Below are 15,673 nucleotides of genomic sequence, written 5' to 3'. Positions count from 1 at the left end.
AACATCACTTTCGTGTATGATAGCCAAGGTGATGTTATGGAAAGCATTGTAAAACAAAGTTTACTTTATGATTTTTATGGAGAACTGCTCACAGATCATCAGCGCAGCATCTACGAGGATGTGGTATACAATGACATGTCCTTGAGCGAGATCGCAGAAGAGAACGGGATCAGCCGTCAGGGAGTTCACGACCTCATCAAGCGCTGTGACAAAACTTTGAGCGCGTATGAAGAAAAGCTGCATCTGATCAGCAAATTCCAGACTACACGCCGCATGGTAGAGGAAATCCATAAGAAGACCCGGATTTTCAAAGAAACAAAAGATGAAAATCTGATCGACGAGATTGAACAGATTTCCAACGACATCATGGAACTTTGATTTCGGCAGACGCCGTGATCGGTTCTGAACAGGAGGTTACCTATGGCGTTTGAAAGCTTATCCGATAAACTGCAGAACGTGTTTAAAAACCTGCGCGGCAAAGGCCGTTTAAGCGAAGCGGATGTAAAGACTGCTCTTAAGGAAGTAAAAATGGCTCTCTTAGAGGCAGACGTAAGCTTCAAGGTTGTAAAACAGTTCATAAGCTCCGTTCAGGAACGCGCCGTTGGCGAAGAAGTGCTTGGTTCCTTACAGCCGGGCCAGATGGTGATCAAGATCGTTAACGAAGAACTGATCCGCCTCATGGGCTCCGAGACAACGGAAATCGCATTAAAGCCTGGCAATGAGATTACCGTCATCATGATGGCAGGTCTTCAGGGTGCAGGTAAAACGACAACGACAGCGAAGATCGCAGGAAAGCTGAAGGCGAAGGGCCGCAAGCCGGTTCTGGTTGCCTGTGACGTATACCGTCCGGCAGCAATCCAGCAGCTCCAGATCAACGGAGACAAACAGGGTGTTCCGGTCTTCTCCATGGGAGAGAATCAGAACCCGGTCAACATTGCAAAGGCCGCTATGGAGCACGCGGCAAAGAATGGCTACAATGTGGTGATCTTAGATACCGCCGGACGTCTTCACGTCGATGAAGGCATGATGGAGGAACTTCAGAACATCAAAGAGGCTGTGAACGTAGACCAGACGATTTTGGTAGTAGACGCCATGACCGGTCAGGACGCAGTCAATGTAGCATCCAATTTCCAGGATAAAGTCGGTATCGACGGAGTCATCCTCACCAAACTGGATGGCGATACCCGAGGCGGTGCAGCCCTTTCCATCCGGGCCGTAACCGGAAAGCCGATTTTATATATAGGTATGGGCGAAAAACTTTCCGATCTGGAACAGTTTTACCCGGACCGCATGGCATCCCGTATTCTGGGCATGGGAGATATCCTCACCCTGATCGAGAAAGCCGAGATGGAGGTTGACGAGGAAAAGGCAAAGGAAATGAGCCAGAAGCTGCGCAAAGCAGAGTTTGACTACAACGATTTCCTGGACCAGATGCGTCAGATCAAAAAAATGGGCGGACTGACCAGTATCATGAGCATGATGCCGGGCATGTCACAGATGAAAGGCGGAATCCCGGAGGTGGACGAAAAGTCCATGGACCGCGTGGAGGCCATCATCCTGTCCATGACAAAAGAAGAGCGCGCGAATCCGGGCCTCTTAAATCCTTCCCGCAAACAGCGTATCGCAAAGGGCGCAGGAGTGGATATCAGCGAGGTAAACCGCATTGCCAAGCAGTTTGATCAGATGAAAAAGATGATGAAGCAGCTTCCTGGCATGATGGGCGGCAAGCGTGGACGCGGCGGACTGGGCGGTATGCTCGGAAAGCTGAAAATGCCTTTCTAATCTAAGGCAGCTTACATGGTGACAGTACAGAGCATTTCTGTATTTGTTGATAAATGAACAGTATAATTTTAAGGAGGTGAAATTGACATGGCAGTAAAGATGAGATTAAGAAGAATGGGTGCTAAGAAGAAACCTTTCTATAGAGTCATCGTTGCAGATTCCAGATCCCCAAGAGATGGCAGATTCATCGCTGAGGTTGGTACTTACGATCCGAACCAGGAGCCGAGCGTTATCAAGTTTGACGAGGAGGCTACCAAGGAGTGGTTAGCAAACGGCGCACAGCCGACCGACCGTGTAGCAAAGCTTCTGAAGACCGCTGGTATTCAGTAATCTGAGAGGTGATCGCTATGAAAGAACTGGTTGAGGTTATTGCAAAAGCATTAGTTGACAATCCGGACGAGGTGGTTGTTACCGAGACCGAAAAGGAAAGCGGCACTTTTATTGAGTTAAAGGTTGCCCCATCTGATATGGGAAAGGTGATTGGCAAACAGGGACGCATCGCGAAAGCAATCCGCTCCGTTGTCAAGGCAGCCGCTTCCAAAGAAGAAAAAAAGGTTGTTGTAGATATACAGTAACCATTAGAAACTGTCGTCGGGTTTTCCTGCGGCAGTTTTTCTTTTTGTATAGGAGGAACAAAATGATGGAGGATACCTTAAGAGTTGGTGTGATCTCATCCACCCACGGTGTACGCGGTGAGGTCAAAGTGTACCCTACAACCGACGATGTGAATCGTTTTAAAAAATTGAAAACAGTCATCCTTGATACTGGCAGAGAGCAGATGACATTATCCATCGAGAGCGTAAAGTTCTTTAAAAACATGGTCATCTTAAAGTTCAAGGAGTTTCATAATATCAACGACATCGAGAAATACAAAGGAAAGGATCTGTTGATCCGCCGCGACCAGGCAGTCAAACTGGCTCCGAACGAAAACTTTATCACGGATCTGATCGGCTTGAAGGTCGTGACCGATGAGGGAGAGGAGTTTGGTACCTTGACCGATGTCCTGCAGACCGGCGCAAACGATGTCTACGTGATCAAGAGCCTGGAAGGCAAGGAATATCTGTTCCCGGCTATTCCGCAGTGCATTCTGGACGTCAATCTGGAGACCCAGACCGTTACCGTTCACATTTTAGATGGTCTTCTGGATCTGTAAGAAACTGGCAGGAGGAAACCAGAACGATGAATTATCATATTTTAACCCTGTTCCCGGAGATGGTGTTAAATGGTCTGAACACCAGCATCATCGGCCGGGCAGCCGGAAAAGGCCTGCTCTCCATTGAGGCAGTCAATATCCGGGATTATACAAAAGAAAAGCACGGTCATGTGGACGATACCCCATACGGCGGCGGTGCAGGCATGGTCATGCAGGCTGCACCGGTCTGCGATGCTTATGAGGCGTTGTGTGAGCGCATCGGCAAGCGGCCGCGTGTGCTTTACATGACCCCGCAGGGCCAGACCTTCAACCAGAAGATCGCGGAAGAACTGGCGCAGGAAGAAGACCTGGTATTTTTATGCGGACATTATGAAGGCATCGACGAACGCGCCCTGGAACTGATCGTAACCGATTATCTGTCCGTGGGCGATTATGTGCTGACCGGCGGCGAGCTTCCGGCCATGGTTATGATCGACTGCATTTCCCGCCTGGTGCCAGGTGTCTTAAACAACGATGTATCCGCAGAGATCGAGTCCTTCCACGACAATCTGTTAGAGTACCCGCAGTACACCCGCCCGGAGGTTTATGAGGGCATGCGCGTGCCGGAGGTGCTTCTTTCCGGACACCACAAGAATATCGAGACCTGGAGACGGCAGCAGTCCATCAAGCGGACGCTGGAACGCCGACCGGATCTTCTGGAAAACGCCAATCTGTCGAAGAAAGAGCGGCAGTATCTGGCGGAGCTGATGGCGGAGAAGGAAGAAAATCCTTCCTGCTAAATTAGAACTTCGCCAAAACCAGCACATCTCCTTCATACACGATGGTATTCCCTGTGGGTATCATCGTTTCTTTTTGCCGTGAAACCATGACGACCAGAGTCCCTTCCGGCATTGGAATGTGACTTAAGGATTTTCCATTCCACTTGTGCTTTTTGTCTACGGTGATTTCCCGAAGTGTCATATTTTTCCTGTCGCGGAATTCTTCTGCTGCCGCAACCATGAGGTCTCCGGCTTTCAGGCAGGTGTCTCCGTTAGGAACCAAAATTTCATTCCCGCGGATCAGGACCACGACGAGCAGCTTAGGCGGCAGCGTGATTTCTTTTAAGCATTTCCCAACGTAGGGATGCTGGGAAAGCAGATGAAATTTCACGAAGCTGATGTTTTCTTCTTCTTGATAATCATTGAAGGTACGGCGCACGTCGGCATGTTCATCGATCATGCGGAGTTTTTTTGACATCCAGGGAAGAAGGGTACCCTGAATGGAAATCGATAACAGCACAATGCAAAAGACCAGGTTGAACAGGTTATAGCCGAGCGGCACCTGGCGCAAAACGACATAGATGGCAAACACAATGGATGCGACGCCCCGCAAGCCGGCCCAGGATACCAATCCGATCTGCCCGAATGAAGATTTGAAACCAGATAAAAGTATCGCTGCAGATAACGGACGTCCGATCAGTGTTAAGAATGCCATGATCACAAAAGAGGGCAGGATCACCTGCGGCAGCTGGCTTGGTGTGACGAGCAGTCCCAACAGGAAAAAGATCATCATCTGCGCAACGCCGGTCAGAACATCGAAAAACCGCACCATATCCCGCTTGTGGGGAAGATAGGAATTCCCCAGAATGATCCCGCACAGGTACACGCTCAAATATCCGTTCCCGCCGATCAGATCAGGAATGGTGTAGGCGAGTATGGCTGCTGCAAAGACAAGGATCGTCTTGCCCTGGGCAATATCGAATTCTGCTTTATTTAAGAGAAGGGCAGTGAGTTTTCCAATGCACACGCCGCAGCCTATGCCGAATGCAACCTGGAAAAACAGCATGGATGGCACGTGAACCGAATGTCCGGTAAGGATGGAGGTTAAGATCACCGTCAGCATATAGGAGACAGGATCGTTGGATCCCGACTCAATTTCCAGGAGAGAAGCAGTGTTGTCTTTTAAGTTCAGGCTCTTGGAACGCAGGATATTGAATACAGAGGCAGCATCGGTAGAGCCGATGACAGAGGCCACCAGAAAGCTTTCCAGAAGCGGGCGTTTGAATGCCAGGTGGATAAACAGGCCTGTAATTCCGGCTGTGAGCAGAACTCCTATTGTGGAAAGCAGAATAGCCTGGGGAATGACCGGCTTTGCCTCTTTGATGTTGCTGCCGAAGCCGCCGTAAAACATGATGAAAATAAGGCTGACGGAACAGATCAGCTCACTGAACTGATAATCATCGAAGGATATTTTAAAGATACCGTCCACTCCAAAGCACATGCCCAACAGGATAAACGCAAGAAGGGAAGGGACGCCCAGTTTATCGATGAGACGGCCGGATAAAATGCAGATTACGATCACAATTCCGGTGAGCAGCAGGATCTGGTTCATAAAGCGCTCCTTTCCAGCGGTAATGCAAAGAGTTGCATGACGTGTTGTGTATTTTTATAAGTAGAGATGTAAGGTATTATAACGATGAAAAAAGTAGTTCGTCAAACCATTTTCGGATGTGTGCTTGCTTTTTAACAGGATCTTTATGGCATTGAAATTTTGGCTTCCTGTCAGATAGCTGGTTAGTTCTGGTCTGGGTCGAATCCAGGATAAATGCAAGCCGGATTCAATCCAAATTCGCAAAAATAGTGCTTGCAATTTATCTGGCTATATGCTATCATAGCACTGTTGTGACGAGAAAAAGAGATGTTCCTCTGTTGCGGAAGAAGCATTAAAGAACATCAAACATATGAAGGAGGATCACACAAATGAACGAAATTATTAAGAACATTGAAGCAGCACAGTTAAAGGCTTCCGTACCGGAGTTTTCCGTAGGCGATACCGTTAAGGTCTACAACAAGATCAAAGAGGGTAACCGTGAGAGAATCCAGGTATTCGAGGGTACCGTAATCAAGAGACAGAACGGCGGCGCAAGAGAGACTTTCACCGTTCGTAAGAACTCCAACGGCATCGGCGTTGAGAAGACCTGGCCAGTTCATTCCCCATTCGTAGACAACATCGAGGTTGTTAGAAGAGGTAAAGTAAGACGTGCAAAACTGAACTACTTAAGAGACAGAGTAGGTAAAGCTGCTAAGGTTAAAGAGTTAGTAAAATAATTTTGCGTGGATGAGGGGGACAATGAAAATTGTCCCTTTCTGCGTAGTTGTGCATGGAAAAACTGGAAAGACCCGGCTTTTCTTTGCGTAATTGGAAAAGGGGAGGTTGCTTGCAACTTCCTATTTTTTTACACGCATATCGTAAAGGAGCTGTTACGTGGATTTTTATCAGAATGAAGAACAGAATCTGATCCGGAAAATATGTGGTTGGATTGTGGATGTGGTAGTCGTGCTGGCGTTTGCCTGGTTCTGCCTGGTATTTTTCGGAACGCAGGTTACCGTAAATGGCCAGTCCATGCATCCGCTTTTAAGCTCCAGCGACATTGTTTTGATGAACCGCCTGACCTACGAGATTGGAAAACCGGATCGTATGGATGTGGTGGTGTTTGAGCGGGAAGACCAGAAGACGAATGTAAAGCGCGTGGTCGGAATTCCGGGAGACGAGATTCAGATCATAGATGGGGAACTCTATGTGAACCAGGAAAAGGTTGCACTCCCGGAAGACCGCAAGATTTCCCTTGCCGGACTGGCAGAAAAACCGGTTAAATTGGAAGAACAGGAATATTTTCTTCTCGGGGATAACCCGGACAGCAGTGAAGACAGCCGCTTCGCAAACATCGGCAATGTGCGGGAGGACCAGATCATCGGAAAGGTGTGGCTGCGTTTGTTCCCGCTGATCCGGATCGGCCTGATCCGGTCCTGACGGAAAACAGAAAGCCGTTTGAAAAAGTGGAAAAACGGAAATGGAAATTGTCTTTGTGCGGGAACAGGAAAGCTGCAAAAAAGAACACAGCAGAGACACACAGAATATGAAACAGAATAGAAAACAGATTATACAGGAGGAAAATCCGTGAATATACAGTGGTATCCAGGGCACATGACCAAAGCAAAACGTGCCATGAAAGAAGACATCAAACTCATTGACCTGATCATTGAAGTGGTGGACGCCCGTGTGCCGTTAGCCAGCCGCAATCCGGATATTGATGAACTTGGAAAGGGCAAGGCAAGACTGATCCTTTTAAATAAGTCCGATCTGTCCAGCGAGCGCTATAACGAGGCCTGGACTGCATGGTTCAAGGAAAAGGGTTACTATGTGGTGAAGATCAATTCCCGCAGCGGGGCAGGATTAAAACAGATTCATGGTGTCGTACAGGAAGCGTGCAAAGAGAAGATTGAACGCGACCGCCGCAGAGGCATCATGAACCGACCAATCCGTGCCATGGTAGTGGGAATCCCGAATGTAGGAAAATCTACCTTTATCAATTCCTTTGCCGGAAAAGCCTGCGCGAAGACTGGGAATAAGCCTGGTGTGACCAAAGGCAACCAGTGGATCCGTTTGAACAAGACACTGGAACTTTTAGACACTCCTGGGATTCTCTGGCCGAAGTTTGAGGATCAGAGAGTGGGACTGCTGCTGGCGTTCATCGGTTCCATCAACGATGAAATCTTAAACAAAGATGAGCTGGCTCTGGAACTTTTAAAACTGCTTCAGAAACATTATCCGGATGTCTTAAAAGACCGTTATAAGATTGATGAATCTTCCGACGAAAACCTGCTGATTCAGGTGGCCAAGGTACGCGGATGCCTGGCAAAGGGCGGCGAGCCGGATTACAGCCGTGCGGCAGCGCTGGTAATTGACGATTACCGCAGCGGAAAACTGGGACGCATTACCCTGGAGTTCCCGCCGGTGAAGAAGGCAGAGGAGGCGTAACCATGGCACTTCGGACATTAAAGGGAGAAAAGCTGGAGGCAGAGCGTGCCCGTCTGGCCCTGATGCGGGAGTACGAGGACACTTATGCAGCCTGCAGCGCAATCTGTGGGATCGATGAGGCAGGACGTGGACCATTGGCAGGCCCGGTGGTAGCCGGTGCGGCAATCCTGCCGGTGGATTGTGAAATCCTGTTTTTGAATGATTCCAAAAAGCTTTCCGAGAAGCGCAGGGAAGTGCTGTTTGAGGAAATCAAGGAAAAGGCCGTTGCGTGGAGTGTCGGCATTGTGGGGCCGGATGTGATCGATGAGATCAACATTCTGCAGGCAACCTACGAGGCGATGCGTCAGGCCATTGCCGGACTTGTGGTACAGCCGGATCTGCTATTGAATGATGCCGTGACGATCCCGGGCGTGGCAATCAATCAGGTGCCGATCATCAAGGGTGACGCCAAGAGCGTTTCCATTGCGGCAGCCAGCATCCTGGCCAAAGTGACCAGGGACCATATGATGCTGGAGTACGACACCTTATTCCCGGAATATGGATTTGCCAAGCATAAGGGATACGGAACCGCCGCGCATATTGCGGCGCTGAAGGAATTTGGACCGACGCCGATTCACCGCAGGAGCTTTATTAAGAATTTTGTGCAGTGAGGAAAAAATTCCGGGGAATATGAATGGAAAACAAAGAAAATAAACGGGAGACCGGAAGCATCAAGGAGAATCTGGCGGCACAGTATCTGACGCGTCAGGGTGTGAAGATTCTGGAACACAATTTCCGCTGCCGTCAGGGAGAGATTGATCTGATTGGGCGGGACGGGCGTTATCTGGTGTTTTTTGAGGTAAAGTACCGGAAAACAGCCCGGAATGGAATGCCTGCAGAGGCAGTTGGTTATGCCAAACAGCAGAAAATCCGCTATACAGCGCAGTTTTATCTGTACAGTCGCCGTTACCGGGAAAACATGCCATGCCGCTTTGATGTTGTGAGTATTCTGGGAGATCAGATTAGCTGGATCCGGGATGCATTTGAATGAAAGAATACGATATAGGAGATGAGAAGATGGAACAGCAAGCGTGGATCCGTAAGCGGAACAGCAACCATCCGGAAATCGAAATCCGTGAGAAAAACGGCGTCACCTATCTGGCATTTCCTGCTCTGGACGAAACCGGTCTGGTGAGTCATGCTTTTTCTACCCGTCATGGCGGTGTCAGCGAAGGCGTTTTCTCCACAATGAATTTTAGCTTCACCCGGAACGATGACCCCGCGTATGTGATGGAAAATTACCGCCGCATGGCATCGATTCTGGGTACCGATGTGGATCGTATGGTACTTTCCTATCAGACACATACGACAAACGTGCGGACCGTGACAGAAGCAGACGCAGGAAAAGGCATCGGGAAAGAGCGGGATTACCAGGATGTGGACGGACTGATCACCAACATTCCGGGTATTACGCTGGTGACGTTTTATGCGGACTGTGTCCCGCTGTACTTTGTGGACCCGGTTCATAAGGCAATCGGCCTGTCCCATTCCGGCTGGCGCGGAACCGTGCACCGCATGGGAAAAGCGACCCTGGAGGCCATGAACCGTGAGTACGGAACGGATCCTGTGGATGTGGTCGCATGCATCGGGCCAAGCATCTGCCAGGACTGCTTTGAGGTAGGACCGGAGGTGGCTGAGGAATTTGCAGGAAACTTCGCAAAGAAATATCATGCAGAATTGTTTTACCGGAAAGAAAATGGAAAATACCAGGTGGATCTGTGGCGGGCAAACCAGATCATATTAAACGAGGCAGGAATCCCCAAAGACCAGATTCACACGACGGACATATGCACGCGCTGCAATCCGGAACATCTCTTTTCCCACCGGATCATGGGAACGGAGCGGGGAAATCTGGCAGCTTTTCTGGTACTCAAAGAGTGAGCGCCAGGAACCATTACTATTTTCTAAAAAAAGAACTTCACACAGCAGATGGTATACTGTGTAAAGTTCTTTTTTCATGCTTAAAGTATTTTGCTTAAAGTATTTTGGTGTCTGCCAGTCTACTCCAGAGGAAAAACCGGACAGGGCGGATCTGATTCCACGTAAATTTACTGGATCGTTTGGAAGTAATCGTAGCCATCGTTGTGATACCGCTTTATCAGCTTCTGGATCTTCTCGGTCGGGGAAAGTGCAGCGCCGATGGAAACGTCGTGGTTGAAGGAGTTGATGATGGCTGCAAGATACTTGCTCATATCAGCTTCCAGATACCACTCGCGGTCTAACAGCTCTTTCGGGCGGTAGTTTAAGTTGGTGGTGATGACGTAGTCAATGTAGCCGTTCTGGTAATACTGGTCAAATTTCTCCAGTCCGCTGGTGAACAGACCGAAGGTGCAGCAGATGATGACCTTTTCTGCCTTGCGGTCCTTCAATTCCCTTGCGGTATCCAGCATGCTCTCACCGGATGCGATCATATCATCGATGATGAGAACGGTCTTGCCTTCTACGGAAGTACCCAGGAACTCATGAGCCACGATCGGGTTGCGGCCGTTGATGACTCTGGAATAGTCACGGCGCTTGTAGAACATACCCATGTCAACGCCCAGGTTGTTAGCCAGGTAAACGGCACGGTTCATGGCGCCCTCATCCGGGCTGATGATCATCAGATGGTCTTTGTCGATTTTTAAGGATTTGTCATGGCTGAACAGGGCTTTTACGAACTGGTAAGTCGGCATGAAGTTATCAAAGCCGCTAAGCGGGATTGCGTTCTGGACACGCGGGTCGTGGGCGTCAAAGGTGATGATGTTGGAGACACCCATGGAGATCAGCTCTTCGAGCGCCATAGCGCAGTCTAAGGATTCACGTTTGGTGCGCTTGTGCTGGCGTCCTTCATATAAAAATGGCATAACAACGTTGACACGGTGTGCGGTGGCAACAGAAGCACCGATCAGTCGTTTCAGATCCTGGAAATGGTCATCCGGGGACATATGGTTGGTGTAACCGCAGACACTGTACGGGATGCTGTAGTTGGTGACATCCACCATGGCGAAAAGGTCAACGCCGCGGACCGATTCATTGATGACAGCTTTCGCCTCGCCGGAACCAAAACGCGGACATTTGTAGTCCAGAAGATAGGAATCGACATCGTAGCCGCGGTAGTTTAAGTCCTGCTTTCGGCGAAGCAGTTCCTCGGTGTCGTTGCGGCGGAAGGTAACAATGTGGTCGTTTACCTTGGTTGCCAGATCCTTACAGCTTTCCAGGGCAGCGAGCTTTAACGGCGCTACCGGCAGAATGTCATTAAACACATAGTTGTTAGGCATTGGTACATACTCCTTCAGGTAGAATATTGTGGTTTTGGTTACTGTACACAGAATGCGGACAGCAACAGAATTCATCCTATTTATATCCTTAAAAAATGGGTGCGTCAAGAGTTCACGGGTATTTTATAAAAAAATACACAAAAATCCGGCGTTTGGGTGGAAGGTATGCGCGGATAGCTTTGACAAAGAACGGGAATCTTGTTATGATGAAAAGAGTGCAATACAGAAAGGATATTATATGAAGAAACAAAAAGGTCATCTGATAAAATCCGTCGATCCGGGTTCCATCGCAGAGGAGCTGGAGTTAGAGCCGGGCGACCGCCTGCTCACGATCAACGGAAATGAAGTAGAAGATATCTTTGATTATGAATATTATGTAGACAGTGAAAGCATGGTCATGTTGGTGGAAAAGGCAGACGGAGAGCAGTGGGAGCTGGAGATCGAAAATGAGTACCAGGATCTGGGTATTACCTTTGAGAATGGACTTATGAGTGATTACAAGTCCTGCAGCAACAAGTGCATTTTCTGTTTCATCGACCAAATGCCGCCGGGCATGCGGGAAACACTTTATTTCAAGGACGATGACTCCCGCCTCTCGTTCCTGCAGGGAAACTATGTGACCCTGACCAATATGAAGGAGCACGACATCCAGCGTATCATTGATTTTAAACTGGCACCGATCAACATTTCGGTCCATACGACCAATCCGAAGCTGCGCTGTGAGATGCTGCACAACCGGTTTGCCGGAGACGCGTTAAAGAAGATCGACCGCCTCTGCGAAGCCGGGATTCCCATGAACGGGCAGATCGTTTTGTGCAAGGGGGTCAATGACCGGGAAGAACTAGACCATACCATCCGGGATATGACAAAGTATCTTCCATATATGCAGAGTGCTTCGGTCGTGCCGGTCGGACTTTCCAAATACCGGGATGGGTTGTATCCGTTAAAGCCATTTGAGAAGGAAGATGCGGAGAGTGCCATTGACATCATTGAAAAATGGCAGAAGATCGTATACGAGCAGTATGGCTTCCATTTTATCCATGCCAGTGATGAGTTTTATATTCTGGCAGAGCGGGAACTCCCGGAGACAGAACGGTATGACGGATTCCCACAGCTGGAAAACGGCGTGGGTATGCTGCGGCTTCTGGACAGCGAAGTGACGGAAGCCCTGGAGGCACTTCCGGAAAACCTGCAGGTAAAGCCGGAGGTATTGTCCATTGCAACCGGACGTCTGGCTTATCCGTATCTGCGTAAACAGCTGGATAAGATCGAGGCGAAGTTCCCACAGAAAAAGGTGAATCTGTATGCGATCCGCAATGACTTTTTTGGAGAGAGCATTACCGTAGCCGGACTGATTACCGGTCAGGATCTGGAAAAACAGCTTTCTGTGGTTCCACTGGGTGAGAGACTGCTGCTTCCAATCTGTATGTTCCGGAGCGGAGAGGAAACACTCCTCGACGACCTTACCCGTACGGATGTGCAAAATGCTTTACAAGTCCCGGTGAATATTGTAAAATCAAGCGGTCAGGATCTGGTGGATGCCGTTCTTGGCCTGGAAGAAGAACAAGATACCGTTTATGACGGATATGAATTAAAGGAGATCACATATGAGTAAACCAATCGTTGCCATTGTAGGGCGCCCGAACGTGGGAAAGTCCACCCTGTTCAATGTACTGGCAGGTGAGACCATCTCCATCGTAAAGGATACCCCTGGAGTAACCCGAGACAGAATCTATGCGGACTGCACCTGGCTGAACATGAACTTTACCCTGGTTGATACCGGCGGTATTGAGCCGGACAGCCGTGACATCATTCTTGCGCAGATGCGTGAGCAGGCGCAGATCGCGATCGACACTGCAGACGTCATCATCTTCATTGTGGATGTGCGTCAGGGTCTGCAGGATTCCGACTCCAAAGTAGCGGACATGCTCCGCAAATCCGGAAAGCCGGTTGTTTTGGCAGTCAATAAAGTAGACAGCATCCAGAAATTTGGAAACGATGTCTACGAGTTCTATAACCTGGGAATCGGTGACCCGATCCCGGTATCCGCAGCTTCCCGTCTGGGAATCGGTGACCTGCTGGATGAAGTATCCAAGCACTTCACCTTAGACCAGTTAGAGGAAGAGGAGGATGAGCGCCCGCGTGTTGCCATCATCGGAAAGCCGAACGTAGGAAAATCTTCTATTATTAATAAGCTGCTTGGCGAAAACCGCGTGATCGTTTCCAACATCGCAGGAACAACCCGTGATGCAGTTGATACCGAGGTTGTCTACAACGGAACTGAGTATATCTTCATCGATACGGCAGGACTCCGCCGCAAGAGCAAGATCAAGGAGGATTTGGAGCGCTACAGCATCATCCGTACCGTATCTGCCGTAGAGCGTGCCGATGTGGTCATTCTGGTCATCGATGCGACCGAGGGTGTGACCGAGCAGGATGCGAAGATCGCCGGTATTGCCCATGACCGCGGCAAGGGCATCATCGTGGCTGTGAACAAGTGGGATGCAGTCGAGAAGAACGACAAGACCATCTACGAGTTTACCAGAAAGATCAAGGACACCCTGTCCTTCATGCAGTATGCAGAGATGGTATTCATTTCCGCAGTGACCGGACAGCGTATGAATAAGATGTTCGAGCTGATCGATATGGTCCGCGAGAACCAGACCCTGCGCATTGCGACCGGTGTGCTCAACGAGATCATGACCGAGGCCGTTGCCATGCAGCAGCCGCCGTCTGACAAGGGCAAGCGCTTAAAGCTCTACTACATGACCCAGGTAGCGGTAAAACCGCCGACCTTTGTAATTTTTGTAAACGACAAAGAACTGATGCATTTCTCCTATGTGAGATACTTGGAGAACCGGATCCGCGAATCCTTCGGATTTAAGGGTACCGCTCTGAAATTCCTGATCCGTGAAAGAAATGGAAAGGAGAACTAAATGGAACGGGCAGTCTGTCTGATCATGGGTTATGTGTTCGGTCTGTTTCAGACCGGTTATCTTTACAGCCGATCCAAACATATGGATATCCGCAACTATGGAAGCGGAAACTCCGGCAGCACCAACGTCCTTCGTGTGATGGGCAAAAAAGCGGGACTGATCGTATTCTTGGGCGATGCAGGCAAGATGATCGTTGCCTGCCTGCTAACCCGGTTTTTATTCCGCAGCCAGCCGGAAATGCTGTATGTATACTTACTTTACACCGGATTTGGTGTGATCCTGGGACACAATTTTCCGTTTTACATGGGCTTTAAGGGCGGAAAGGGCATTGCGGCATCCGCAGGTCTCCTTGCATCCACGGACTGGCGGGTTATGCTGGTCTGCCTGGCGGTATTTGTGGCGGCAGTAGCCATCACCCGCTATGTTTCCTTAGGATCGATCCTGGTGATGATCTGTTTCTTTATCGGTATGATAATCTGCGGCGCACGCGGTGACTTTGGCATTGCGGCGGCGCATTTGACAGAATTTTATGTGCTGGCAGGTCTGATTTCTGTTATGGGAATCTGGCGCCATCACGCAAACATCAAACGACTGTTAAACGGCACAGAGAATAAACTGGGTGCCAGAAAGGAATCGTGACTATGGCAAGAATCGGTGTGATCGGAGCCGGAAGCTGGGGTATCGCGTTATCGTCCCTGCTTTCTGCGAACGGACATCAGGTAACCGTATGGTCCGCTTTTGAAAAAGAGGTGGAAAGCCTGAAAGAAACCAGAGGCTTAAAAACACTTCCGGACCTGGTGCTTCCGGATGACATGGAATTTACGGCAGATTTAGCGTCAGCTATGAAAGATAAGGATCTTCTGGTGACTGCGGTTCCTTCCATCTATGTGCGGGAGACTGCAAAAAAGATGAAACCGTTTTTGGCAGAGGGACAGCTTGTGGTCAATGTGGCGAAGGGAATAGAGGAAGCAACCCTGATGACGCTGACGGACATTCTCGAAGAAGAACTTCCGGGAGCGGATGTGGCCGTCCTTTCCGGACCAAGCCATGCGGAGGAAGTAAGCCGCGGCCTTCCGACCACCTGTGTGGCAGGTGCAAAGACCCGTGAAACGGCAGAAAAGATCCAGAATATCTTTATGAGTCCGGTATTCCGTGTCTATATCAGCCCGGACATCCTGGGAATCGAGATTGGCGGTGCATTAAAGAATGTCATTGCCCTGGCAGCCGGAATCGCAGACGGCCTTGGCTATGGTGACAACACCAAGGCAGCGCTCATTACGCGCGGTGTGGCTGAGATCAGCCGTCTCGGCATCGCGATGGGCGGAAAAGCAGAGACCTTTGGCGGTCTGACCGGGATCGGCGACCTGATTGTAACCTGTGCCAGCATGCACAGCCGCAACCGTCGCGCCGGTATCCTCATCGGAAAAGGCTATACCATGAAGGAAGCCATGGATGAGGTCCAGATGGTGGTTGAAGGCGTCTATTCCGCAAAGGCGGGATTGGCCCTTGCACGTAAATACCAGGTTTCCATGCCGATCATCGAGTCGGTCAATGAAGTGCTCTTTGATGGAAAATCCGCAAAAGAAGCAGTGGCAGACCTGATGCTGCGGGATAAAACAGTGGAAAGTAAAAATATTCCGTGGTAGGAATTTTCTGAACGGAAATCCCGCAATATTTTACTTTATTTTCACTTTAACGTAAGAAAGTTC

General features: G+C 49.5%; 18 protein-coding genes. 16 read left to right on the top strand and 2 right to left on the bottom strand.

The features are described 5' to 3' along the window. Nucleotides 1-36: 36 nt before the first annotated feature. The 6 genes from ylxM to trmD all read left to right on the top strand — a co-directional run bounded on the left by ylxM (nt 37) and on the right by trmD (nt 3,714). Nucleotides 37-378, top strand: coding sequence for a YlxM family DNA-binding protein (ylxM, locus tag DWZ40_RS03350; protein ID WP_118540770.1), 342 nt, complete (start codon nt 37-39; stop codon nt 376-378). Nucleotides 379-420: 42 nt separating this feature from the next. Then, on the top strand, nt 421-1,782 hold the full coding sequence (gene ffh, locus DWZ40_RS03345; RefSeq protein ID WP_118540768.1) for a signal recognition particle protein: 1,362 nt from the start codon (nt 421-423) through the stop codon (nt 1,780-1,782). Between the two features lie 87 nt (nt 1,783-1,869). Beyond that, nucleotides 1,870-2,112 (top strand): 30S ribosomal protein S16, encoded by a 243-nt coding sequence (gene rpsP / locus DWZ40_RS03340; protein WP_118532608.1) that lies wholly within the window; start codon nt 1,870-1,872, stop codon nt 2,110-2,112. A 17-nt stretch (nt 2,113-2,129) separates the two neighbouring features. Next, nucleotides 2,130-2,357: a KH domain-containing protein gene (locus DWZ40_RS03335; protein WP_118532606.1), complete on the top strand. Its 228-nt coding sequence runs from the start codon at nt 2,130-2,132 to the stop codon at nt 2,355-2,357. Between the two features lie 65 nt (nt 2,358-2,422). Further along, nucleotides 2,423-2,935, top strand: coding sequence for a ribosome maturation factor RimM (rimM, locus tag DWZ40_RS03330; protein WP_118541211.1), 513 nt, complete (start codon nt 2,423-2,425; stop codon nt 2,933-2,935). A gap of 26 nt (nt 2,936-2,961) precedes the next feature. Continuing rightward, a complete protein-coding gene (gene trmD, locus DWZ40_RS03325) occupies nt 2,962-3,714 on the top strand; it encodes a tRNA (guanosine(37)-N1)-methyltransferase TrmD (RefSeq protein ID WP_118540766.1) in 753 nt (250 codons plus the stop codon). 1 nt (nt 3,715) lies between these two features. On the opposite strand, the gene DWZ40_RS03320 is transcribed toward trmD, so the two are convergent. Further along, entirely contained in the window at nt 3,716-5,305 is a 1,590-nt protein-coding gene (locus DWZ40_RS03320) for a potassium/proton antiporter (protein ID WP_118540764.1), read from the bottom strand. Between the two features lie 368 nt (nt 5,306-5,673). Between DWZ40_RS03320 and rplS the strand changes: the two genes are divergently transcribed. The 6 genes from rplS to pgeF all read left to right on the top strand — a co-directional run bounded on the left by rplS (nt 5,674) and on the right by pgeF (nt 9,652). After that, nucleotides 5,674-6,021, top strand: coding sequence for a 50S ribosomal protein L19 (gene rplS, locus DWZ40_RS03315; RefSeq protein WP_118532592.1), 348 nt, complete (start codon nt 5,674-5,676; stop codon nt 6,019-6,021). Between the two features lie 157 nt (nt 6,022-6,178). After that, nucleotides 6,179-6,724 (top strand): signal peptidase I, encoded by a 546-nt coding sequence (lepB, locus tag DWZ40_RS03310; RefSeq protein ID WP_118540762.1) that lies wholly within the window; start codon nt 6,179-6,181, stop codon nt 6,722-6,724. A gap of 147 nt (nt 6,725-6,871) precedes the next feature. Continuing rightward, on the top strand, nt 6,872-7,732 hold the full coding sequence (gene ylqF, locus DWZ40_RS03305; protein ID WP_118540760.1) for a ribosome biogenesis GTPase YlqF: 861 nt from the start codon (nt 6,872-6,874) through the stop codon (nt 7,730-7,732). Nucleotides 7,733-7,734: 2 nt separating this feature from the next. Continuing rightward, nucleotides 7,735-8,382, top strand: a complete 648-nt coding sequence (locus DWZ40_RS03300) for a ribonuclease HII (RefSeq protein WP_118540758.1) — start codon at nt 7,735-7,737, stop codon at nt 8,380-8,382. A 23-nt stretch (nt 8,383-8,405) separates the two neighbouring features. Continuing rightward, the gene (locus tag DWZ40_RS03295) at nt 8,406-8,762 is read left to right on the top strand and encodes a YraN family protein (protein ID WP_118540756.1); all 357 of its coding nucleotides are present in this window, start codon (nt 8,406-8,408) and stop codon (nt 8,760-8,762) included. 26 nt (nt 8,763-8,788) lie between these two features. Then, nucleotides 8,789-9,652, top strand: coding sequence for a peptidoglycan editing factor PgeF (gene pgeF, locus DWZ40_RS03290; RefSeq protein WP_118540754.1), 864 nt, complete (start codon nt 8,789-8,791; stop codon nt 9,650-9,652). 167 nt (nt 9,653-9,819) lie between these two features. Here the strand turns inward: pgeF and DWZ40_RS03285 are convergent, their stop codons facing one another. Then, nucleotides 9,820-11,028: a ribose-phosphate pyrophosphokinase gene (locus DWZ40_RS03285; RefSeq protein ID WP_118541209.1), complete on the bottom strand. Its 1,209-nt coding sequence runs from the start codon at nt 11,026-11,028 to the stop codon at nt 9,820-9,822. Nucleotides 11,029-11,266: 238 nt separating this feature from the next. Between DWZ40_RS03285 and DWZ40_RS03280 the strand changes: the two genes are divergently transcribed. The 4 genes from DWZ40_RS03280 to DWZ40_RS03265 are packed head-to-tail and all read left to right on the top strand — an operon-like array spanning nt 11,267 to nt 15,610. After that, on the top strand, nt 11,267-12,643 hold the full coding sequence (locus tag DWZ40_RS03280) for a DUF512 domain-containing protein (RefSeq protein WP_118540752.1): 1,377 nt from the start codon (nt 11,267-11,269) through the stop codon (nt 12,641-12,643). Continuing rightward, a complete protein-coding gene (der, locus tag DWZ40_RS03275; protein ID WP_118540750.1) occupies nt 12,636-13,964 on the top strand; it encodes a ribosome biogenesis GTPase Der in 1,329 nt (442 codons plus the stop codon). The genes DWZ40_RS03280 and der overlap by 8 nt, the downstream gene beginning before the upstream one ends. Then, nucleotides 13,965-14,603 (top strand): glycerol-3-phosphate 1-O-acyltransferase PlsY, encoded by a 639-nt coding sequence (plsY, locus tag DWZ40_RS03270; protein ID WP_118540748.1) that lies wholly within the window; start codon nt 13,965-13,967, stop codon nt 14,601-14,603. 2 nt (nt 14,604-14,605) lie between these two features. After that, nucleotides 14,606-15,610 carry an NAD(P)H-dependent glycerol-3-phosphate dehydrogenase gene (locus DWZ40_RS03265; RefSeq protein ID WP_118540746.1) on the top strand — a complete coding sequence of 335 codons (1,005 nt, stop codon included), beginning with the start codon at nt 14,606-14,608 and terminating at the stop codon, nt 15,608-15,610. Nucleotides 15,611-15,673: the final 63 nt, after the last annotated feature.

Source organism: Clostridium sp. AF32-12BH (genome assembly GCF_003477935.1).
Classification (GTDB): domain Bacteria; phylum Bacillota; class Clostridia; order Lachnospirales; family Lachnospiraceae; genus Brotaphodocola.
This window is presented reverse-complemented; position numbering and strand designations above follow the sequence as displayed.